Origin of the sequence: Moraxella sp. TY6 (assembly GCF_048551375.1) — a bacterium.
Classification (GTDB): domain Bacteria; phylum Pseudomonadota; class Gammaproteobacteria; order Pseudomonadales; family Moraxellaceae; genus Faucicola.
The window spans coordinates 14,755-35,822 of sequence record NZ_JBLYZJ010000004.1 but is presented as its reverse complement, the minus strand read 5'-3'; the positions used below and the strand labels follow the sequence as shown (position 1 = coordinate 35,822).

Genomic DNA, 21,068 nt, shown 5'->3' with positions numbered 1-21,068 from the left:
TAATTCACTATGGTAATGATAAAAACAACTTGCCTCGGATAATTTGTGAAAAATCGTTTGTTAAAATTTGACAGTGTGTTTATCAAACTCTTTGCCAGTGTGATGCTGGCATTGATTTTATTTGCCTTTGCGATGGTGATTTTGACCCATCTTGTGCATGACACCTCTGCCAATACTCGCCATCAGGTCATCGCCAGTCAAGTCACTCAGCAAATTGAGCCGTTATTACAAGAACTGCGAGAAAGCCAACAAACGGGGCAAAACCTAGAAAGTCGTTATCTCTTGGCGTTGATACGGCGTAGCTTTGGTGTATATAGTGAATCGCTGAATGCCAAATTTGGCTTATATGATGCCAACACTCAGCAAGCGATTTTGCTGATGCACGGTTTACCGCCAACATTACCGCCAAAACCGCCTTTCCTGTCTACCCTACTCCCCCATGATGACCCCAATTTACCCACGCAAGTTCAAATCAATAGTCAATCTGGCTATGTGCTGTTTTACCAATCCAATCTCAGCAAAAAACACCCTATTTCGCCTACCATTAATCTGATTACAGGCACATTATTATTATTGCTAATTATGTCAGGGATGCTGTGGGTGATTGCTCGTACTATGACATGGCGGATTAACCAGCTCAGTAAACAAATTACCCAACTGGGCAATGGGGATTTTTCGGTGCGTGTGACCCCTGTCGGCAATGATGAAATCACCATTTTAGCCAGAGGCTTTAACCAAACTGCAGAACGTATCGAAACCTTGATGAATGCCAATAAACTGCTATTGGCTCACGCCTCACATGAAATTCGCACGCCCATCACTCGCATTCGGCTACAAGTGGAAATGATGAGTATGCTTGCCCATCAACTTGACCCCAAAGCCCAAGAAAAGTTTGACAAACGTGCCACCGCCATCAACCGTGACTTGACAGGCTTAAATGATTTGGTCGAAAGTATCTTGCTAGTCAGCCGTATGGACGCAGGTCACGCCATCGAAAAAATGGCACAAGTCGATTTATACCAACTGATTAAAAATGAAGTACAGCATTACCCACAAGCCAGTTTTAATGGCTCGCATCTACGCATTGAAGGACAATCTGGGCTACTCACCCACATGATTCGCAATTTATTAGACAATGCCCATCTGCACGGTGTCCCACCTGTGGCGGTTGAATTATATGCCATTGATGAGGCAGGCAATATCCTTGACTTACCAATGATGACGTATGACAAAGGGGCGGATGAAGATAAAGCTGATGAGGATAAAACTTATGAAGAGAATGACACCACCCTTACCCAGTCTGAGCCTGTATCATCGACAGATATTGAACTGGTAAACTCTGAGCCAACTGTGCCAACTGCCACGGATATCACAGACTCAACAGACAACACCGAGTCAGAACCATCTCAAGACCCAACACTGCAACAAGATAAAGCAGATAAACATACAGAAACTGACACACTAAATCTGCCCACAACCACCAAATCCACCAAAGAAACTCGGCTGGATAAACTATTGCCCAAAAGCAAACCCATCCGATTTTCTCGTAAAAAAGTCGACACGCCGACCCCACCCAATTATCAACGCATTCGTATTGCGATTATTGACCAAGGCACAGGCATTCCGCTCGAAAAACGCCGTGAGATTTTTAGCCCATTTGTGCGATTGCAACAGGAGAAAAAAGGCTCTGGTTTGGGATTATCGTTGGTATCACAGATTGTCACTGCCCATAACGGTACGATTATCACCGATACCTTAAACGGTCATACTCGGTTTTTGATTACCCTACCTGTCAAACAACAACAGATGGTAAAAAAAGGTGGCTAATTAAAATCAAGGTTGGGATAACCCCAACCAATCACTAACTTAATCGCACCACCAAATAAAACAACATCAGCGGACACGCCATACTTAACGCCCAAATCACCGAGCGAAAGGTTGACCAATTGGCAATATACGCCAAGCCATAGATGACACGCAGTACCACATATAGCCACGCCAACTTCGCTACCACTGCCAACGGTACAAAAAACAACAACGCCACCACCACCGATGCTAAAAATATTGGCAAACTTTCATAGCTGTTTTGTTGGACGGCATTGGCACGAGCGGATGCCCCTGTCAAATTTGCCATAAATACCCTTGGATTGGTATTATCTGCTGGCTTAAAACCGCCCAAACTTTTGGCAATAATGGCAAATACAATTGGTAAAAGACACGCCACCACCATCGCCAAAATCACGCTACTATTCGTTGCAGGCAACCATGAAAACATAATGTATCCTTACGCTTCGACAATTTCATAATCATGGGTAATCTTGACACCGCCTGCCTCCAGCATTTTGCTTGCCGAGCAGTATTTTTCGGCAGATAGCTCAATGGCTTTTTTGACTTTGGCTTCATCAAGGTTTGAGCCTTTAACGATAAAGTGCAAATGAATATCGGTAAACACCGCAGGAATCGCATCGGCACGTTGGGCGGTGAGTTCGCATTGTACATCAGTAATCGCTTGACGACCTTTTTTGAGGATGCTCACCACATCATAACTGGTGCAACCGCCCACGCCCATCAAAATCAGCTCCATCGGTTTTGCCCCAAGTTTCTGCTCGGCGTCCATGATGACGGTATTGCCTGTTTCATTCACGGCTTCAAAATTAATTGCCTCATTATTTAACCATTTGACATGGGCTTTCATAATTTTCCTTAAAATTTAGATAAAATTTTAGCCCTATTATGCCTTTTTTATCGCTGTGAAACAATTTATCGCAAATAAACATTACACTTTTGGGCAAAAAACTGGTTTAATAGACAGCAATAACGACAGTGAAAACATTGTCCCTGTTTTTTCGTATAATAATAAAAGCATGTAGGTTCGTAGATGATTTTTATGATGCAACTTAACTAAACTTAAATAATGTTGGGAAACTCCCAACCAAAAAACTTAGATAATGTGATTACCTGTCTTTTTTAACATTAAAAAAGGTAATCGTCATGATTGATGCAGAAGGCTTTCGAGCCAATGTCGGTATCATCTTGGCAAATACACAAGGGCAAGTGCTATGGGCAAAGCGTGTCGGACACGATGCTTGGCAGTTTCCGCAAGGTGGCATTGACTATGGCGAAACGCCAGTCGATGCAATGTATCGTGAGCTGTGGGAAGAGGTTGGCTTGTATCCAGAACATGTCAAACTGTTATCACAAACCCAAAATTGGCTACGTTATCGCTTGCCAAAGCGATTCGTGCGTCAAGGTCAACAGCCGTTGTGTATTGGGCAAAAACAAAAGTGGTTTTTGCTTCAGCTAGATGAGAAAAATGTGCAGTATATCCGTTTTGATACGGCAAAACCCGAGTTTGACCATTGGGAGTGGGTCAGTTATTGGTATCCGCTCAATCAAGTGGTGGCGTTCAAACGCAATGTGTATCGGCGAGCATTGCTTGAGTTATCGCCTCAGTTACCGTTGAAACGAGAATTGTTATTGCCAAAAACGGCGTTGATTTATTAAATATGGACTTACGCATTTAACCAAATCGTAGGTTGGGTAGAGCTTGCGATACCCAACAATTTGAATGGTTTATGTTGGGTGTCATTCTTCCACCCAACCTACAAATGGTATTGTTGCGTAAGCCCTAAAATAAAAACCCCACTAGCAGTGATGTTAGTGGGGTTTTTATTGTGGCTAGTATTTTGCCAAAGCCGAGGCTTATTTTTTTGCACGACCTGCAAACGCACCAAAGCGTTTGTTGAAGCTGGCAACACGACCTTCGTTTTGGGTTTTGCGTTGTTCACCTGTGTAGAAAGGGTGTGACGCACTTGAAATATCAAGGGCAATGTATGGGTATTCTTTGCCTTGGTATTCACGAGTGGTTTTCGCTTTGATGGTAGAACGGGTTAGGAAGTATACATCAGCGTTGGTGTCGTGGAATAATACTTCATGGTAATCTGGGTGGATATCTGCACGCATGGTCATCATCTCGGTTAGTATCCTGCCAATTAGACTGCGGTTTTTGGTGAGCGATTTGGGTTAGCTATAAACAATTTAATTAAAAATAAGACTTCGATGCTTGATAATAGGATGTATGCAATACGCCCCTACAAACGCTATCTTATTTTTATTTGCTATAAAACTCAAAACTACCAGTTTAACCGATTAAGCCAACACAGGATTAAGGAATAAAAAGTAACGGATAAAATAGAAGCAAAATTTTACCCAGTTATGCTCAAAAAAGCAAGGTGATTTTTTGATAATAGTTACTTAAACAACTTAAACTCGCAATAACAGGCATACTACTTACGCCCAAAATTCTAGCATTTCAATTTTGGATTTAATTTGGATTTAAGTCACTCAAGTTAAAAAATAAACTTGGCAATTAAAAACTATTATCGAATAAATGGCGTTTTCATACCGTTTTTTTGCCCTATTTATCAAAAAAGGCTTTATTTTTCTTAAAAAATCGGTATGATGCCCCCATATAAAAAACGTTATATCAGCAACTGACAAATGCAAGTTTGAGAAGTGGGGATATAACGTTTTTCTTTGAGCGTCAAAAAATCTGCCTAGCGGTATTTTTTGACAATTAATTAACAATGTTCGAGAAAGATAGCCCAAAAACTAACTTATTCAACGCTTATCTGAGATGGTAATCCGATATGAGCCAAATGCTTGCCAAATTAGCAACCCCTGTTAATCCTATTTCTTCTGCCACGAACGACTACTACTTGAGCCGTCAAAACTCGATGGAATCCAATGTCCGTAGTTATCCTCGTAAACTTCCCCTAGCGATTGCCAAAGCCCATGGTTGTATTGTGACCGATGTTGAGGGCAATGAGTATCTTGACTGCCTTGCAGGTGCAGGTACACTGGCACTGGGGCATAACCACCCTGATGTGATTGGTGCGATTCAAGACGTATTGACCAGTGGCTTACCACTGCATACGCTGGATATCACCACGCCTTTAAAAGATGCTTTTACTGAGCAGTTATTGTCATTTTTTCCTAAAGACCAGTATGTCTTACAGTTTTGTGGCCCAACAGGTGCGGACGGCACAGAGGCAGCGGTGAAACTTGCCAAGACTTATACAGGTCGTGATAATGTGATTGCCTTTAGCGGTGGTTATCATGGTATGACACATGGTTCGCTGGCGATGACAGGTAATTTATCTGCCAAGGAAAAAGTCGGTAATTTGATGGCAGGCGTGCAGTTTATGCCGTATCCGCATGAGTACCGTTGTCCGCTTGGATTGGGTGGTGAAGCAGGTGTGGAGGCTTTGACCTATTACTTTGAGAACTTTATCGAAGATGTCGAAAGTGGCGTGGTCAAGCCTGCGTGTGTGATTTTGGAGGCGATTCAAGGCGAAGGTGGCGTGGTATCTGCCCCTGTCAAATGGCTACAAAAAGTGCGTGAAGTCACTGCCAAACATGGTATCGTGCTGATTGTCGATGAAGTGCAAGCAGGGATTGGTCGCTCTGGCGATATGTTTGCCTTTGAGCAAGCAGGGATTTTGCCTGATATCGTGGTGATGAGTAAAGCGATTGGTGGTAGCTTGCCGTTGGCGGTGCTTGCGGTGAATAAGCAATTTGACGCATGGCAACCTGCAGGACATACAGGCACGTTCCGTGGCAACCAAATGGCGATGGCGACTGGGCTTGTGGTGATGAATGCCATCAAAAATGGCGGTGTGCTTGATAATGTCAAAGCTCGTGGCGAACAGCTAAAAACTGCCTTTAATGAGCTTGCCAAAGCGTTCCCATGTATCGGCAATGTGCGTGGACGTGGCTTGATGCTTGGGATTGAGATTGTCGATGAACGTCAGCCAAAAGACCGTATCGGCTCGTATCCTGCGGATTCTGCGTTGGCGGCGGCGATTCAAACGGCGTGCTTTAAGCATAAATTATTGCTTGAAAAAGGCGGTCGTGGTGGTACGGTGATTCGTTTGTTAGCCCCATTGGTGATTTCTGAGGCGGAATGTGATGAGGCGGTGAAACGCTTTAAATTGGCGTTGGTGGATGCTCTGAAAGCCACAAGGGGTTAAGAGATAATTGCTGAGGGGTGTATGCTAGTTTTTTAGATTAGAAATAAAACCGTTTGGTAGGGGCGTATTCAATACGCCCCTACATTTGCAATTTTTAAAATTTAAAATGAACACACGCAATACACCCCTACCATTATCCCATTTACCAAATTCAAAATAGGCAGATGCAATATTCCCCTTACATGGGATTTACCATAGATATTTTTTTGGATAGGTCATCATGGCATACAATCCAGAGATTCATCACCGCCAAAGTGTCCGTTTAAAGGGCTACGATTATGCGTCAGTCGGATATTACTTTATCACGATTTGTTGTGTTGAACGTATGCCGTTATTTGGTAATATTCGCAATGGTCAAATGTGTTTAAACCATCATGGTTTAGTTGCTCATCAAGAGTGGCTAAATACCATTGAAAAACGCAAAGACTTATTGCTTGATGAATTTGTGGTAATGCCAAATCATATGCACGCTATTGTTCATATTCAGCAAAACCTAACATCAACAACCCCCAATACCTTACAATCCCCTTCCAATAACCTAGGAGCAATTGTTCGAGGCTATAAATCTGCGGTGACAAGTCAGTTAAAATCCACGTTAGGGTTTTCACCTTGGCAACGAAATTATCACGAACACATTATTCGTAATGAAACCGCCTATCAAACAATAGCCCAATACATTGTCAATAATCCCTTAACTTGGCAAGATGATTGTTTTTATACTGAATGTTAAATTGGGCATGGCGACTTTACCCTTATACCAAACCCAAAAGTTAAAGCCGTAGGGGCGTAATGCTTACGCCCTATTTAAGATTCTAAATATTGGGCTTATGCAATAAGTCCCTACAATACGAGATTTATTGGGTTTGGTATTATATTTGTTGTTGAAAAAAAGGCAGACTGTAGGGGCGTATTGAATACGCCCAATGTTTAATGTGTTATTCCTAATTGATTGTCAATGAAATTTAAACTAGATTATTTGTACTAGGGCGTATGCAATACGCCCCTACGATTACCACCATTTATCAAATAATTAAAGGGAAAAAGATGTCAAATTTATCAAACCACCAACAAGCCTTACTATGTCGTGATGACAAATCTATCAACGACTACCAAACCGCCATGAATCAAGCGGTGCAAGCCGTCAGCAACTGGCTAAAAAACGACAAAATGTACACAGGTGGCTCAATCCGTGAATTGCGTCAAGCGATTAACTTTGAACCATCAAAAGACGGCATGGGCATGGATAAAGCCCTTGAACGCATGACTGAGCTGTTTTTAAATAAAAGCCTAAAAGTCCATCACCCATACTCACTGGCTCATTTGCACTGTCCGACCCTTGTCACCAGTCAAATCGCCGAAGTGATGATTAACGCCACCAATCAATCGATGGACTCATGGGACCAAAGCCCAGCAGGGTCATTGATGGAAGTGCAACTTATCGACTGGTTACGCCAAAAAGTCGGCTACGGCAAAGGGCAAGCAGGCGTGTTTACATCGGGCGGTACGCAGTCGAATCTGATGGGCGTGTTATTGGCTCGTGATGCTTGTATTTCAAAAAACTGGAAAGATGATAATGGTCAAGCATGGTCGGTACAGCGTGACGGTATCCCAAGCGATGCGATGAAAAAAGTCAAAGTGCTATGCTCTGCCAATGCTCATTTTAGCGTGCAAAAAAACATGGCGATGATGGGCATGGGCTTTCAATCGGTGATTGCCGTACCTGTCAATGACAACGCCCAAATGGACGTTGCCGAGCTTGAGCGTATCATGCAGGAGCAAACCGCCAAAGGCAATATCATCGCTTGTGTGGTGGCGACTGCTGGCACGACTGATGCAGGGGCGATTGACCCACTCAAACAAATCCGTGAATTGACCAACCAATACAACACTTGGATGCACGTTGATGCGGCGTGGGGCGGTGCGTTGCTATTGTCAAATGACTATCGCAACTGGCTTGATGGCATTGAATTGACCGATTCGGTGACGCTTGATTTTCATAAACATTATTTCCAAAGTATCTCGTGTGGGGCATTTTTGCTCAAAGACGAAGCCAACTACCGCTTTATGCACTATGAAGCGGAATACCTCAACTCGGCGTATGATGAAGAACATGGCGTGCCGAATTTGGTGTCAAAATCCCTGCAAACCACTCGCCGTTTTGATGCGTTAAAATTATGGTTTACGGTAGAGGCATTGGGCGAAAGCCTGTACGGCTCGATGATTGACCACGGTGTCAAACTCACTCGTGAAGTGGCGGACTATATCAAGGCAACCGATGGCTTGGAGTTGTTAATTGAGCCACAATTTGCCTCAGTGTTATTCCGTGTCGTGCCAAACGGCTATCCAACGGAGTTTATTGACAGTCTAAACCAAAACGTAGCCGATGAGTTGTTTGCCGAAGGCGAGGCGAATATTGGGGTTACTCGTGTGGTGGATAGTCAGCGTGATGTACAATCGCTCAAAATGACCACGTTAAGCCCAATTGCGACTTTGGATAGCGTTAAAGCCTTGCTTGCTCAAGTGTTGGCAAAAGCCGATAGCATTAAAGACAGCATTGCCAAAGGTGATTATCAACCTGCGATTGCGTAATCAATCATGGTGTCTTGGTAAGTTGGGTTGAGCATGCCAGCCCAACACTTTTGCTAATCAGCTCGCCAATACACCTTAACAACCATATTTTCACGGTGCATCTGCAAAACATCACACAGCATAGGGCGTAGTTTTTTGGTGGTTTGTGCTTCCAATCCGCCCCATACGCTGTCGATTTTTAATGAGTGACTGGCTAAAAAATCATTAAGCGTGGCAAAAATCTGCTCGTGGGCTGTTTGAGCATGATTGGCTATGACAGGCAAAATCACTGGCGATACCTTAGCGGACTGTTGGTTTATCACTTCGTCCAAATATGCCAAATCCTTTTCATCCTGTAAATAAACCATCACCACGGGTGGTAATGGCTGTTGCCAAAGTTCCAATAAGCGTGCCACGGTGGGCAATGAGGTTTCATCGGCAATCAATAGGCTTTGCCCCATCAGATGCTCAAGCTTTTCGGGAAATTCTCTTTCACTCAGAATTACATCATCCGCTTGTAGTGATTTTACCCATGTTTCACCAAGACTGATTTCAGCGTTTTTTTCACCATGACAATACACGTCTAGCCATGCCAAATATTGCGTTTCGCCTTGTGGGTTGACTTGTTGCCAAGCCTTGCGGAGCGTGTAGTAGCGGTAAGGTCGAGGGTATTTGGTCAAATCGGTATTAGATAATCTTACGTCAAATAAAAACGCATAGCCAGCAGGCAAGGTGGATAAATCACTGGTGGATTGTACAGTCAAACGGTATATATTTTGGCTGACTTGGCTGACCGATTGTAAGACAAATTGGCGTTGTTGGATTTCGATGGTTTGTTTGCCTTGCTTGCGGTCGCTACGTTGCAACAAAATGACGTATTGTTCATTGAGCAGTTCAAGGGATTCGATGGTTTGGTCAAATGCCAAAAATTGACTTTGTTGACTGTGTTGGCTGTGTTGGTTTTTGTCGCCCTGTTCAAATTGCAAATCCAACAACAAGCCTTGTTGATAAATCTGCTGTAACATCACTTTTTGCAGGCTTTTTTGTTGGGCTTTACTTAAGCCGAGCAACCCCATTGCCATATTTTTCATATCATCAAGATGGTCTTCGTTGATATGCTCAATGATTTCAGCGATTTCTAGGGCATTAAATGGGGTCAGGTTTTGCGTGTGCATCATTTTGTCAAATCACCCCAATCGCATCGTGACTGGCTTGTTCCCGTGCCATGCCTGTCAGTTCGCTGAGTTCGCCATTTTTCATCAAAAGCAACCTATCCGCTCGTTCAAAATAACTATCGTCATGGCTGATAATCAACAAGGTTTTGCCCATCTGCTGTAGCATCGGAATAATATCGTGATAAAATACACGGCGATACGCAGGGTCTTGGTCTGCCGCCCATTCATCCAGTAGCAAAATAGATTTTTCTTCCGCTATCGCCAACAACATGGCAAGGCGTTTGCGTTGCCCTTGCGACAGCTCTGTGGTACTTAATTGGTGATTGGTAAGCGTGACTTTTTGTTTGATGGCAAGAATGTTTAGCCAGTTATCAATCAGCTCATCATTGGGGGCATTGTCGCCTTGCCCCATCACGGTTTTGAACAGATGAAAATCACTATAAATTGCCGAAAACAACTGGCGATAGCCGTCATAATCTGTGGCAGTGATTAGCTGATTGTCCACATAAATGCCACTGTTTTGCTCATCAACATTCGGTTGATATAGCCCTGTTATCAGTTTGGCAAAGGTGGATTTTCCGCTACCATTTGCCCCAATCAAAAACACCACTTCGCCACGTTTGAGCGAAAAATTGATATTTTTTAGGCTAAAGTTTGACGCATTATCATAATGATAGCGGGCATTTTTCATCTCAATCATTTGCCAATTTGGGTGGGTGAGTTGGGTGTTAAATTCGGCTTGATAGTCGGCAAGCTGTAGTGATTGGATTTTTTCTAGGGCGACTTTGGCAGTTTGCACGGTGGGAAACGCCCCAATCGCCATCAGCAATGGCGATTGGATAAAGAGTACAGTTAGAGCAAAAGTTGTTGCTGTAGCGGTATCAACCCAATGGTAAATATTTGCCAACGCATAAATCACCCCAATAATGGCGAACATCATAATATTTGACCAACTCACCGCTGATAGATGAAAGGTATCGGCTTTGACAATATGGTCATAATAGTCATTGGCATGACGTTGGTAGTCTTGCTCAAACAAGCGTTTGGCACGTTCACGGTTTAATGCCAATTCCTTGCGACCTTCGATAACACTTTGATAATCTTCGTATAATTCGTCATTGATATCTCGTATGTTGGCTAAATGCACATACACATGACGCACAAGCTGACTGCTAATCAGCACGGTCACCGCAATACAGCCGATAACCACCAGTAACATCGGCACGGACAAAAACCCCAAATATACCGCAGTGGCGACACAGATAATCACACCTTGCACCAGCTCTGGCAATCGCACAAATGCCACGGTAATCGACTGAATATCGGTGGATAAACTGGCTAACAGTTTGGCACTGCCGATTTTTTCGACTTGGGCAATCGAGGTATCCAGTATGCGTTTGATAAGCTGTGAGCGTAACTCAAACACAAAGCGATGACCGAGCTTAGTTAAAGCAAGTTGGGAAATAAAAGTCGTGGTCAACAACCCAACTATCGCTAACAGAAAAATCCCCAAAATTTGCCAACTGCCAGACGATTCACTCACTTTGGCAATCAAGTAACGATTGATAAAAGCGATGATAGCGACATTGACCAAGGCATTGAGCAGGTTAAGCAAAATGACTTTGATAAAGGCGAAACGGTGCTGTTGCCAAATTAGGGTGATGAGGGACATGGGTTTCCTTCTATGGTTTATAGTCTTCGAAAACAGAAAATGCTACTGCGTTAGGTTCGCTCACCTGCCTTGTCCCATTTTTCTGTTTCTATGACTATATCATCTTGGTAAATAAAAATCGGACAAAGCCAGCTTTATCCGATTGTTAGATAGTTGTTTTTTACAGTGAACCCTTAAAATTTAAAGCTTGCCGATAGTTTCACTGTGCGTGGTTGTCCTGCATTCAGATAACCTTGCCCTGGGTAGCCACCCACGGACGACCAGTAGTTTTTGTCGGTGACATTTTCGATATCACCACGCAAGGTCACAGGGGTTGTGCCAAATTTGGTTTGGTATCTTGCCCCAAGATTTAGCGTGGTTGCCCCATCGACTGCCAAGGTATTGTTGGCATCGGCATAGCGTTTGCCAGTGTGTAGCACATCGCCTGTCAGTGTTAGACCATCAATTTGGCTCACATCATATTCTAAGCCGATATTGCCTTGCAGTTTTGGCACGCCAATCACATCTTTACCATTGGATGCGGTGTCGCCTGTGTCTTTTTGTTCGGCATTGATATAGCTCAAGCCACCAAGCAGACGAGTGTTATGCGTTGGGCTACCATACACATTCAGCTCAACGCCTTGATGTTGGTTTTCACCATACGTACCGAAGGTTTTTGTGCCATTACCATTGTCATGCAGATAGGCACGAGGTTGTTTGGTGTTAAATAGGGCAATGCCACCACCAATCACACCACTGTCATATTTTGCACCGATTTCGGTTTGTTTAGATACTTTTGGGGCAAGCGGAATGCCATAGTTGGTAGCAGTTTGGTCATAAGAACGGTCGCCCTCTGCCAAGCCTTCGGTATAATTGGCGTACAAGGACACGCTCGGATTGAGTTTGTATAAAACCCCTGCCATTGGCGTGATTTTGCTTTCGTCATAATGGGCGGTTTCGGCTTGGGTATCGGCATTGTAACTGGTCGATTCTAGCGACTGGTGTCTTGCCCCCAAGGTCACTTGTAGTTTATCCTGCATAAAGCCCATAGTATCAACCACGCCCACGCTTTGGAGTTTGGTTTCGCCTGTGCGTTGTGGATTTTTCATATCGCCACTGGCAAACGCCGACAAAAATGGGTAGTTGGCATATTGGGTCGGCTGATACAGATTTGACGGTGAGGTTTTTAAATCAAATAGGTACGCCCCTTTTTCGGTGTGTTTAAAGGCATTGGCAGAAACCGCCCACTGATGGCTGACATTAGCGGTGTTAAACTTGCCTTTGACACCGATTTCACCTGTATTGACTTGGTCTTTACGCTCATTGTCAAAACGGTAAATTGTGCCATCGCCATTATTTTGATTGACGGTGAGGTTTGCCGTGGCGTTGGATTCTTTACCATTTCTAAAGCCATACGCCATATAAGTGGTGAGATTTGGCTTCACATCATATTCAGCTCGCAATGTGCCAAACACGTCTTTTTCATTCGAGAAAGTCCACGGCTGTGCCCAGTTTTTATCGCCATTTGGGGCTTTGGGTACGGTGGTTGTCCCTGCTAACGTCACGCTTGGGCGAGGGCGGTCAAGCTCGTTATTTTGATAGCCCAAATCACTAGACACACGCAGATTGTCTTGACGATAATCTACACCAACCGATGCCATGCCCAAACTTGACGCTTCATCATCCACTGCGGTTTTGTCACCACCATACAAGGCATTGACACGCACGCCAAAGGCATCATCTTCACCAAAACGGCGAGCGATATCGGTGGCGATTTGTCCACGATTGCCTGCCCCATAGCTGACAGTGACTTCATTGAGGGGTTCGTTACCTGCACGTTTTGGCAATAGGCTCACCGTACCGCCAACATTGCCACCCCCAGGCGTTGCCCCATTTGCCATCGCTGATGCCCCACGCAATACTTCTACTCGCTCAAATAGCGGTGTCGCAATCTGCTGACGAGGTAAAATCCCATACAAGCCATTGAACATGGTTTGGTCAGCGTAGGTGATGAAGCCACGCATAAAATAAGTATCTTGGAAATTGCCAAAACCACGAGCCACACGCACGCCACTATCACGTTTTAGGGCATCGCCCAGCGTGGTGGTTTGTTTATCTTTGAGGTAATCATTGGTATAAGCCGTGGTCGCAAATGGTGTTTCCATGGTCGATTGATTACCCAAAATCCCCACTCGGCTACCAGTCGCCACTTGACCGCCTTGATAGGCAGAAGACAAGCCTGTTTTTGAGGCATCCGCACTGGCAGTGACTACGATTTCATCGAGCGTTGCTTCGGGCATCGGCTCAGTGTTGGCAAAAACATGGCTAGAAAACAACCCAAGACCACTGATGGCTAAAGAATATCGTACGGCAGAAGATAACACAGATAAACGCATAATAATCAAACCCTATAAGTAACTGAAAATTTTAAATTAAAATTTAATCAACCCCCTCTAACTCCCCCTTTTCAGGGGGAGAACCGCTCCCTCCTCTGTTAAGGGGAGGGTTGGGGTGGGGTCATAAGTATTGGTATTTAATTTTGTTTCATTGCTTAACAGAAATAAACCACAAGTAAAACGATAAATATGTTACGAATGATAACAATTATTATTAATATTTACAACTTTTAAATGTGTGGTTGTTTAGCCAAACTAAAGTTTATGCTTTCACCCCTTTCATCAACCATAAAAAATACCCGCCACCAATCACAGACACAATCGCCCCTGCAGGGATTTCATACGGAAACATCGCATAGCGACCGAGCCAATCCGCCACCATCATCAGTCCTGCCCCCAGTAGGGCGGACAATGCCAACTGCTGAGGCAATCGCACCGCCCCAAGTGTCATCGCCAAATGGGGCATCATCAAGCCAATAAAGCTCAATGGTCCAACCGCAAGCGTAGAAGCGGTACTCAGCAAAGCGACAAGGGTTAAGATGCCAATTTCGGTGCGTTTAATCGACACACCCAAACTGCGAGCGATGCTGTCGTTTAGGCTCATCACTCGAAGCGGTTTTAGGGTCAAAAAACTCACCAAAAACAACACCACAGCCACACTCACCAACCACCATGCCGAGCTTGGATTGGCATGATAAGTCGTGCCAGATAACCAACTGAGCATGGCTTGTAATCTAGGGTCGCCCGACACCTTGATTAGGGTCAAAACCCCTGTCATCAATGCCGAAATCGCTACCCCAACCAACAATAGATACGAGGGTGATAGCTTGCGAGCCAACCACAAAATCAACCCAAGCACCAATCCTGCCCCTACCAAACCTGCCAGTAGTAACAAACCCATTTCGGCATTTGAGCCAGTTTCTAAACCAAAGACTTTTAATAAAACAGGCATAGACACAAATGCCAACACCACGCCTAATGCACTCCCAGAGCTAATTCCCATCACCTCTGGGCTTGCCATAGGGTTGCGAGTGAGGCTTTGCAACAACACACCTGCGGTGGCAAGCATCACACCTGTCGCCATTGCCGATAGGGTACGAGGTAAGCGAAATTGCTCAATCACGCCTATGTCTGCTTGCCATGTCAACTGCCACGACGCACCAAGGGCATTGGGAGCGACACACAAGGCGACACCAGCGACCACCCCCAACACTGCCACCATACCGAGCCAAAACGACAGGGTTTTTTCTTTGGCTTTTACGGTTAAAAAATTTGCCGACTCATCATGGGCGATATGCTGTTTGCTTTGGCGAAGCACCAACCAAATAATCAAACCTGCCCCTAAGATGCCTGTAAACGCCCCCACTGGTAAATTTAAGGGCGTGGGTGCAAGCCATACCATTAACAAGCTAACCAAATTATGCGTCAGCCATAACAACATCGCCCCAAAGCCAAACCCTGCCAACAGTCGCCATCCGACATGGCGTATCGCCAAGACATTGACCATACTTGCCGAAGCCAACCCAACAAAGCTTAACATCCCAACACGGCTGACCACACTGGCAGTCACCACTGCCACGATTGCCACCACCATCAAGCGTACCGCTGTGACAGGCACGCCAAGGCTTTTGGCTTGACGGTCATCAAGGCTCATCAAGGTCAAAGGCTTGAGCAATAACACCAACACCAACGGCAACACCACACTGACCGCCAATAAAAACTGGCTTGTTTGCCAACTCGACTGGGTAAGATTGCCACTACTCCACACCATCACGCCCATCGCCGTTTCAGAAAAAAACACCAGCAATAATGCAGACAGGGATGCAAGCAAAATATTCACTACCAAGCCACTTAAAATCAGCACCACAGGATTCATACGACTATTGGCAGAAATGGCAAACACCAACCCCATGCTCATCAATGAACCAATAAATGCCACCGAAAAACTGCCATACAAACCAAAACTTGGAATAAACAGCGTCACCAACAACAATGCCAACTCCGCCCCAGTACCGACCGCAAGCGTGGTATCCGAAGCCAAAGTATTTTTGACCAATTGCTGTAACAGTACGCTGACCACACCCAACAAGCCCCCTGCCAAAATCGCCACCAACATGGTCGGTATAATCTGCAACTGGGCGACCATTTGGGTCAAGTCCAGTGATTGTGATGGGGAAAATAAGCTGGCAAACGGATATTGCCAAGTTTTTTGCACCACCAAACTAGCGGTGAATAGTGCTAAACCAACCAACAACAGCAAGCAAAAAACGGCAGGATTTTTCACAAAGGTTAATTTGTTTGGCATGGGCTGTTCAGCCGTTAGTGAAAGAGCAGAAACAGCATTTGCAACCGTTTTTTTAACAGCAAGCTTATTTAACATTGGCAATGCCTCCTTGAAACTCTGCCTTATTTAGCCGTTCGCCAAAGGTCAACATAGATGACACACCCCCATACAGCCAAATCGGTGGCAATACGGTCATACATTGGGTGCGACCATAGCCCAAGCGTTGCCACAGCAAATTGTCGGTTAACTGCTGACGAAGCATGGGGCTAAACGGCTCAACCACCGCAATACAGGTATCTTGTTGCGAATTGTCTAACTTTGCCAAATCGCCCAAAGTAATGGGTAAAAACCCCCACAGATTGCCTTTACCCAGTTGATTTTCAAGGGTAATCAAATTTAGCCCCATGATATCAAAGGTGGGTTTAAACAAACTATTATTGGTATAAATGCGTAGATTATTGGCATCCGCAAACTGCACGATAGCGATGTTTTTGATATTTGGGTGTTTTTGCTTAAATGCTTTACCCAGCTCGCCAAGACGTTGTTTAGATTGGGTCAAAAACTGCTCGGCTTGTTGCGGTTGATGAATGACATCGCCCAGCTGTTGCGTGGGTTTGGCATAATCCTGCCAAGTGGCAACCTCACCTTTTGGCACAAAACTAATCGCCGTATGCGGTGTGTCGCCATATAGCGGACGTAGATGGGCGTAGAAGTCATTATCAATAATCACATCAGGTTTGAGCTGTGCCAAGCGTTCTGGATTAGGGGCAAATCGCTCACCCAAATCAATAACTTGACTCGGCAACTCGGGTTTCCCCACCCACTCTGGGTAAGTCTTCACATCGCCCACTGCCAACGGTGGATAGCCCATTGCCGTCAGCGTGGAAGCAATCGCCCAATCAGGCGTCACCACTTTAACGGCTTGATGCGGTGCATTAGCTGATACGTTTGGCTGAGTCGGCTGTTGGGTTTGTGTCGGTTGCTGTTGTTGTGTCTGCTGTGGCTGACAAGCAGTTAAGGCGACTAATAGGGCAGGCATAAATAAGGACAAGGCTTTCATCACACCACCGCCACTTTTTTGCCCGTGCTAGGATGCTCTAACAAATGCAAATTGATGCCAAAAATCCGCTCCAATACTTGTGGTTGCATGGTGCTAGCGACATCCCCAATATGACAAAGCTCGCCATTTTTTAGGGCAATAAATTCATCACAAAACTGCGAAGCAAGGTTGATATCGTGAATAATCATCACGATGGCTTTGTTTTTTTGTTTTGCCAAGTCATTGATTAAACGTAGCACTTCGACTTGATACACGATATCTAGGGGTGCAAGTGGCTCATCTAGCAATAGATAAGGCGTATCTTGAGCGATACACAACGCAAGCCACGCCCTTGCTCGCTCGCCCCCAGACAGCGTTGCTACCGACTGCTCGGCAAACTGGGTGACTTGGGTCATCGCCATCGCTTCCTGCACCATCGCATGGTCTTGGGTGGTGGGTTTTTGTAGCCATTTTTGGTAAGGATATCGCCCTAGCATGACCAACTCAACCACGGTAAAATGACTGGCATCAGGCAGTTTTTGTGGTAAATGGGCGATGTGTTGGGCAAGGGTTTTTGGCGGTAAATCAAAGGTCGATTGTTCAGCAAAATTATCTAATACAATCTTACCACTGGTGGGCGTGGTTTCGCCTGCGAGTGCCTTCATCAGCGTGGATTTGCCCGAGCCGTTATGCCCGATAAGGGCGTAGATTTTGCCTTTTTCTAGGGTTGCATTGATGTTTTGCAGTAGGTTTTTATGTTGGCGAGTGACGGTAAGTGATTGGATAGTAAGCATAATTTGGCTAATTTTAAATAGATTTTAAAAATAGCAAATAATAACATTAATAGTAATTATTATCATTAAAATTTAGATTGATAGCTTAAAAATTAGGCTGTTGTTATTTAGATTATTATGATGTTTAAAATCCCCTATATGCTTGATAAGCAACCCACCGAAAGCTATTTTACCAATATTATTTCTAAGCCACCTGTGAGCTGGTGAATATACTGCCACTAACGCCCTCCAAAAACGCATTTTTCTAAGCCACCTATGCGGTGGTGAATCGTGGTTTTTTCGGATTGCATAAATTCTTACTTTTCTAAGCCACCTATGCGGTGGTGAATTGACCGTGCCTAACCAAGTTGGTACGCTTAACTTTCTAAGCCACCTATGCGGTGGTGAATGTTGAGCAGACAGGACGATATCCTGCCCTACATTTCTAAGCCACCTATGCGGTGGTGAATTGAGTAGGTGGCAAAGATGGGAATAGCTAGGCTTTCTAAGCCACCTATGCGGTGGTGAATTCTGGAGTCACATTGGTGGGAGCGGACGCTAATTTCTAAGCCACCTATGCGGTGGTGAATTTTTCATACAGTACGTCACCACGACTATTTTTTTTCTAAGCCACCTATGCGGTGGTGAATTTGACATGGATAAACCCAATATTTTGCTGTATTTTCTAAGCCACCTATGCGGTGGTGAATTGACTGGGTTTGGGATAAATCACAAGTGACGGTTTCTAAGCCACCTATGCGGTGGTGAATAGTCTGCCAAATATAAAAGTCTAAAATTTGGCTTTCTAAGCCACCTATGCGGTGGTGAATCAGTTATCAGCAAAAACAGTGTAAAAATTTGCTTTCTAAGCCACCTATGCGGTGGTGAATCATCCTTATTTCATGCCGTAGCCTGTGAGTCATTTCTAAGCCACCTATGCGGTGGTGAATTTGGTTCAGTCGTGGGCTTAGGCGTACTAGCATTTCTAAGCCACCTATGCGGTGGTGAATTTCCAACCGCCAGCAACAGTTTTATCCCAACTTTTCTAAGCCACCTATGCGGTGGTGAATTATGGCTAAGAAAGCTATGGATACTGCAAATTTTTCTAAGCCACCTATGCGGTGGTGAATGTTGAGTTTTGCAACTTGATAAAAGTGATTGATTTCTAAGCCACCTATGCGGTGGTGAATACTAAAAGCAAAACAGGCGACAATAAAAATAATTTCTAAGCCACCTATGCGGTGGTGAATAAGTTAAGCCGTCCACCGTCAAGCGTGAGTTTTTTCTAAGCCACCTATGCGGTGGTGAATTCAGTAGGTCTTAAAAAAATCCAGCACTTGACTTTCTAAGCCACCTATGCGGTGGTGAATTCCAAATGCTCCCCAAGAGCGTATCAGCACAGTTTCTAAGCCACCTATGCGGTGGTGAATAATGGTGGCGTAGTCGCCTCGGACTTTATAGATTTCTAAGCCACCTATGCGGTGGTGAATAGAGAAAACACGATGAGCATACATGACGAAGTTTTCTAAGCCACCTATGCGGTGGTGAATAAGGTGCAAAAATGGATAATGCAAATTTGTTATTTCTAAGCCACCTATGCGGTGGTGAATTTGACCAGTGAGCTTGCTAAATCAGATAAAACATTTCTAAGCCGCCTATGTGGCGGTGAATCGTTTAGGTCAATCGCAGGGTCTTGTTGCTGTTTTCTAAGCCGCCTATGTGGCGGTGAATTAAAATTTACTTGAGGTGTTTGTATGACACAATTTCTAAGCCGCCTATGTGGCGGTGAATCAACAGACGGCACACCAATCAATCCAGTTTCATTTCTAAGCCGCCTATGTGGCGGTGAATGTCTTTGTAGGGGCGTAATGCTTACGCCCAAATTTCTAAGCCGCCTATGTGGCGGTGAATTACATGGTAAAAAATATAGCGGTGATTTATATTTTCTAAGCCGCCTATGTGGCGGTGAATTGTGGATTTGGCAAGTTTTATTCAGATGATGATTTCTAAGCCGCCTATGTGGCGGTGAATCCCATGACAGCAAAATCGCACTATTCACATCTTTTCTAAGCCGCCTATGTGGCGGTGAATAAACACCCAGTTAAAGGACGGAAAAAACTACATTTCTAAGCCGCCTATGTGGCGGTGAATTTCGCATTGCTCAATGACTTCATCCACGGTTGTTTCTAAGCCACCTATGCGGTGGTGAATTATAAGAGCCGTAGTAATTATTTGGCACAGTTTTTCTAAGCCACCTATGCGGTGGTGAATTGACCATCCATTTTCGGATAAATACGATAAACTTTCTAAGCCACCTATGCGGTGGTGAATAATTCACCCTTCAAAGTACAAAACTGGGTATTTTTCTAAGCCACCTATGCGGTGGTGAATACAACATTTGTGGCAGTCCCTGCAACCGTACTTTTCTAAGCCACCTATGCGGTGGTGAATATTTTATCAAAGATTTCGGATAATACTTTATATTTCTAAGCCACCTATGCGGTGGTGAATTCATAAACACCCAATTACCTTGACTTTGGCTTTTTTCTAAGCCACCTATGCGGTGGTGAATTTTTTGGTTATATTTCTATTAACCATTGTGACTTTCTAAGCCACCTATGCGGTGGTGAATTTGTTTTGCTGATTCGTGCAAATCTCTAAACATTTCTAAGCCACCTATGCGGTGGTGAATTAGCCAAGGCATTATCAAAACATCGTCATAGGTTTCTAAGCCACCTATGCGGTGGTGAATCATTTTGTAATGACTTTGCATAAGATTTAGCATTTCTAAGCCACCTATGCGGTGGTGAATGACATACTTACGCCAGTTGGTTAGTACAAAAATTTCTAAGCCACCTATGCGGTGGTGAATAGAATCGCCAAAACCAAAAACCACAACTTGGTTTTCTAAGCCACCTATGCGGTGGTGAATACCATCATAAGACGATGGCAGGCTTTCAAAGTTTTCTAAGCCACCTATGCGGTGGTGAATACAACAACAGCCTATATCAACTGCCCACACTGTTTTCTAAGCCACCTATGCGGTGGTGAATCTCAACACCGTGAACATGAAGTAAGCCTTGACTTTCTAAGCCACCTATGCGGTGGTGAATGACAAAACCGCTCAATACGCTCAATCACGTTGTTTCT

General features: G+C 44.4%; 14 protein-coding genes and 1 CRISPR repeat array (1 of these 15 running past the window's edge). Of the genes, 5 read left to right on the top strand and 9 right to left on the bottom strand.

Annotated elements, in window-relative coordinates; translation table 11 throughout:
• The first annotated feature begins 45 nt into the window (after positions 1–45).
• On the top strand, positions 46–1,827 hold the full coding sequence (locus ACK1U4_RS04050) for a sensor histidine kinase (protein WP_419400388.1): 1,782 nt from the start codon (positions 46–48) through the stop codon (positions 1,825–1,827).
• Positions 1,828–1,861: 34 nt separating this feature from the next.
• Here the strand turns inward: ACK1U4_RS04050 and ACK1U4_RS04045 are convergent, their stop codons facing one another.
• Both ACK1U4_RS04045 and ACK1U4_RS04040 read right to left on the bottom strand, forming a co-directional pair.
• Positions 1,862–2,275: an MAPEG family protein gene (locus tag ACK1U4_RS04045; protein WP_419400389.1), complete on the bottom strand. Its 414-nt coding sequence runs from the start codon at positions 2,273–2,275 to the stop codon at positions 1,862–1,864.
• A gap of 9 nt (positions 2,276–2,284) precedes the next feature.
• A complete protein-coding gene (locus ACK1U4_RS04040) occupies positions 2,285–2,695 on the bottom strand; it encodes an OsmC family protein (protein ID WP_419400390.1) in 411 nt (136 codons plus the stop codon).
• A gap of 296 nt (positions 2,696–2,991) precedes the next feature.
• On the opposite strand from ACK1U4_RS04040, the gene ACK1U4_RS04035 reads away from it, so the two are divergent.
• Positions 2,992–3,504, top strand: a complete 513-nt coding sequence (locus tag ACK1U4_RS04035; protein ID WP_419400391.1) for an RNA pyrophosphohydrolase — start codon at positions 2,992–2,994, stop codon at positions 3,502–3,504.
• 198 nt (positions 3,505–3,702) lie between these two features.
• Here ACK1U4_RS04035 and ACK1U4_RS04030 read toward each other — a convergent pair whose 3' ends face one another.
• Entirely contained in the window at positions 3,703–3,963 is a 261-nt protein-coding gene (locus ACK1U4_RS04030) for a type B 50S ribosomal protein L31 (RefSeq protein WP_419400413.1), read from the bottom strand.
• A gap of 695 nt (positions 3,964–4,658) precedes the next feature.
• Between ACK1U4_RS04030 and ACK1U4_RS04025 the strand changes: the two genes are divergently transcribed.
• The 3 genes from ACK1U4_RS04025 (at position 4,659) to ACK1U4_RS04015 (ending at position 8,621) form a co-directional block, all read left to right on the top strand.
• Positions 4,659–6,032, top strand: coding sequence for a diaminobutyrate--2-oxoglutarate transaminase (locus ACK1U4_RS04025; RefSeq protein ID WP_419400414.1), 1,374 nt, complete (start codon positions 4,659–4,661; stop codon positions 6,030–6,032).
• 220 nt (positions 6,033–6,252) lie between these two features.
• Positions 6,253–6,762, top strand: coding sequence for a transposase (locus ACK1U4_RS04020; RefSeq protein ID WP_419400392.1), 510 nt, complete (start codon positions 6,253–6,255; stop codon positions 6,760–6,762).
• Positions 6,763–7,076: 314 nt separating this feature from the next.
• The gene (locus ACK1U4_RS04015) at positions 7,077–8,621 is read left to right on the top strand and encodes a pyridoxal phosphate-dependent decarboxylase family protein (protein WP_419400393.1); all 1,545 of its coding nucleotides are present in this window, start codon (positions 7,077–7,079) and stop codon (positions 8,619–8,621) included.
• Between the two features lie 53 nt (positions 8,622–8,674).
• On the opposite strand, the gene ACK1U4_RS04010 is transcribed toward ACK1U4_RS04015, so the two are convergent.
• The 6 genes from ACK1U4_RS04010 to ACK1U4_RS03985 all read right to left on the bottom strand — a co-directional run bounded on the left by ACK1U4_RS04010 (position 8,675) and on the right by ACK1U4_RS03985 (position 17,939).
• Complete coding sequence (locus ACK1U4_RS04010; protein ID WP_419400394.1) at positions 8,675–9,775, bottom strand: SIP domain-containing protein; 1,101 nt, start codon at positions 9,773–9,775, stop codon at positions 8,675–8,677.
• 7 nt (positions 9,776–9,782) lie between these two features.
• Positions 9,783–11,447 carry a multidrug ABC transporter permease/ATP-binding protein gene (locus ACK1U4_RS04005; RefSeq protein ID WP_419400395.1) on the bottom strand — a complete coding sequence of 555 codons (1,665 nt, stop codon included), beginning with the start codon at positions 11,445–11,447 and terminating at the stop codon, positions 9,783–9,785.
• 173 nt (positions 11,448–11,620) lie between these two features.
• On the bottom strand, positions 11,621–13,822 hold the full coding sequence (locus ACK1U4_RS04000) for a TonB-dependent receptor (RefSeq protein WP_419400396.1): 2,202 nt from the start codon (positions 13,820–13,822) through the stop codon (positions 11,621–11,623).
• A 262-nt stretch (positions 13,823–14,084) separates the two neighbouring features.
• Positions 14,085–16,202: a Fe(3+)-hydroxamate ABC transporter permease FhuB gene (gene fhuB / locus ACK1U4_RS03995; protein WP_419400397.1), complete on the bottom strand. Its 2,118-nt coding sequence runs from the start codon at positions 16,200–16,202 to the stop codon at positions 14,085–14,087.
• On the bottom strand, positions 16,192–17,166 hold the full coding sequence (locus ACK1U4_RS03990; RefSeq protein ID WP_419400398.1) for an ABC transporter substrate-binding protein: 975 nt from the start codon (positions 17,164–17,166) through the stop codon (positions 16,192–16,194). The genes fhuB and ACK1U4_RS03990 overlap by 11 nt, the downstream gene beginning before the upstream one ends.
• Positions 17,166–17,939, bottom strand: a complete 774-nt coding sequence (locus tag ACK1U4_RS03985; protein ID WP_419400399.1) for an ABC transporter ATP-binding protein — start codon at positions 17,937–17,939, stop codon at positions 17,166–17,168. The genes ACK1U4_RS03990 and ACK1U4_RS03985 overlap by 1 nt, the downstream gene beginning before the upstream one ends.
• A gap of 181 nt (positions 17,940–18,120) precedes the next feature.
• A CRISPR array of direct repeats spans positions 18,121–21,068; the repeat unit is 28 nt; unit sequence TTTCTAAGCCACCTATGCGGTGGTGAAT; it runs 3,086 nt beyond the window's last position.

Excerpts from the sequence above, each read along its gene's own strand:
- ACK1U4_RS04045 (WP_419400389.1), bottom strand. The coding sequence starts at position 2,275 with ATGTTTTCATGGTTGCCTGCAACGAATAGTAGCGTGATTTTGGCGATG.
- ACK1U4_RS04040 (WP_419400390.1), bottom strand. The coding sequence starts at position 2,695 with ATGAAAGCCCATGTCAAATGGTTAAATAATGAGGCAATTAATTTTGAA.
- ACK1U4_RS04035 (WP_419400391.1), top strand. The coding sequence starts at position 2,992 with ATGATTGATGCAGAAGGCTTTCGAGCCAATGTCGGTATCATCTTGGCA.
- ACK1U4_RS04030 (WP_419400413.1), bottom strand. The coding sequence starts at position 3,963 with ATGCGTGCAGATATCCACCCAGATTACCATGAAGTATTATTCCACGAC.
- ACK1U4_RS04025 (WP_419400414.1), top strand. The coding sequence starts at position 4,659 with ATGCTTGCCAAATTAGCAACCCCTGTTAATCCTATTTCTTCTGCCACG.
- ACK1U4_RS04020 (WP_419400392.1), top strand. The coding sequence starts at position 6,253 with ATGGCATACAATCCAGAGATTCATCACCGCCAAAGTGTCCGTTTAAAG.
- ACK1U4_RS04015 (WP_419400393.1), top strand. The coding sequence starts at position 7,077 with ATGTCAAATTTATCAAACCACCAACAAGCCTTACTATGTCGTGATGAC.
- ACK1U4_RS04010 (WP_419400394.1), bottom strand. The coding sequence starts at position 9,775 with ATGCACACGCAAAACCTGACCCCATTTAATGCCCTAGAAATCGCTGAA.
- ACK1U4_RS04005 (WP_419400395.1), bottom strand. The coding sequence starts at position 11,447 with ATGTCCCTCATCACCCTAATTTGGCAACAGCACCGTTTCGCCTTTATC.
- ACK1U4_RS04000 (WP_419400396.1), bottom strand. The coding sequence starts at position 13,822 with ATGCGTTTATCTGTGTTATCTTCTGCCGTACGATATTCTTTAGCCATC.
- fhuB (WP_419400397.1), bottom strand. The coding sequence starts at position 16,202 with ATGTTAAATAAGCTTGCTGTTAAAAAAACGGTTGCAAATGCTGTTTCT.
- ACK1U4_RS03990 (WP_419400398.1), bottom strand. The coding sequence starts at position 17,166 with ATGAAAGCCTTGTCCTTATTTATGCCTGCCCTATTAGTCGCCTTAACT.
- ACK1U4_RS03985 (WP_419400399.1), bottom strand. The coding sequence starts at position 17,939 with ATGCTTACTATCCAATCACTTACCGTCACTCGCCAACATAAAAACCTA.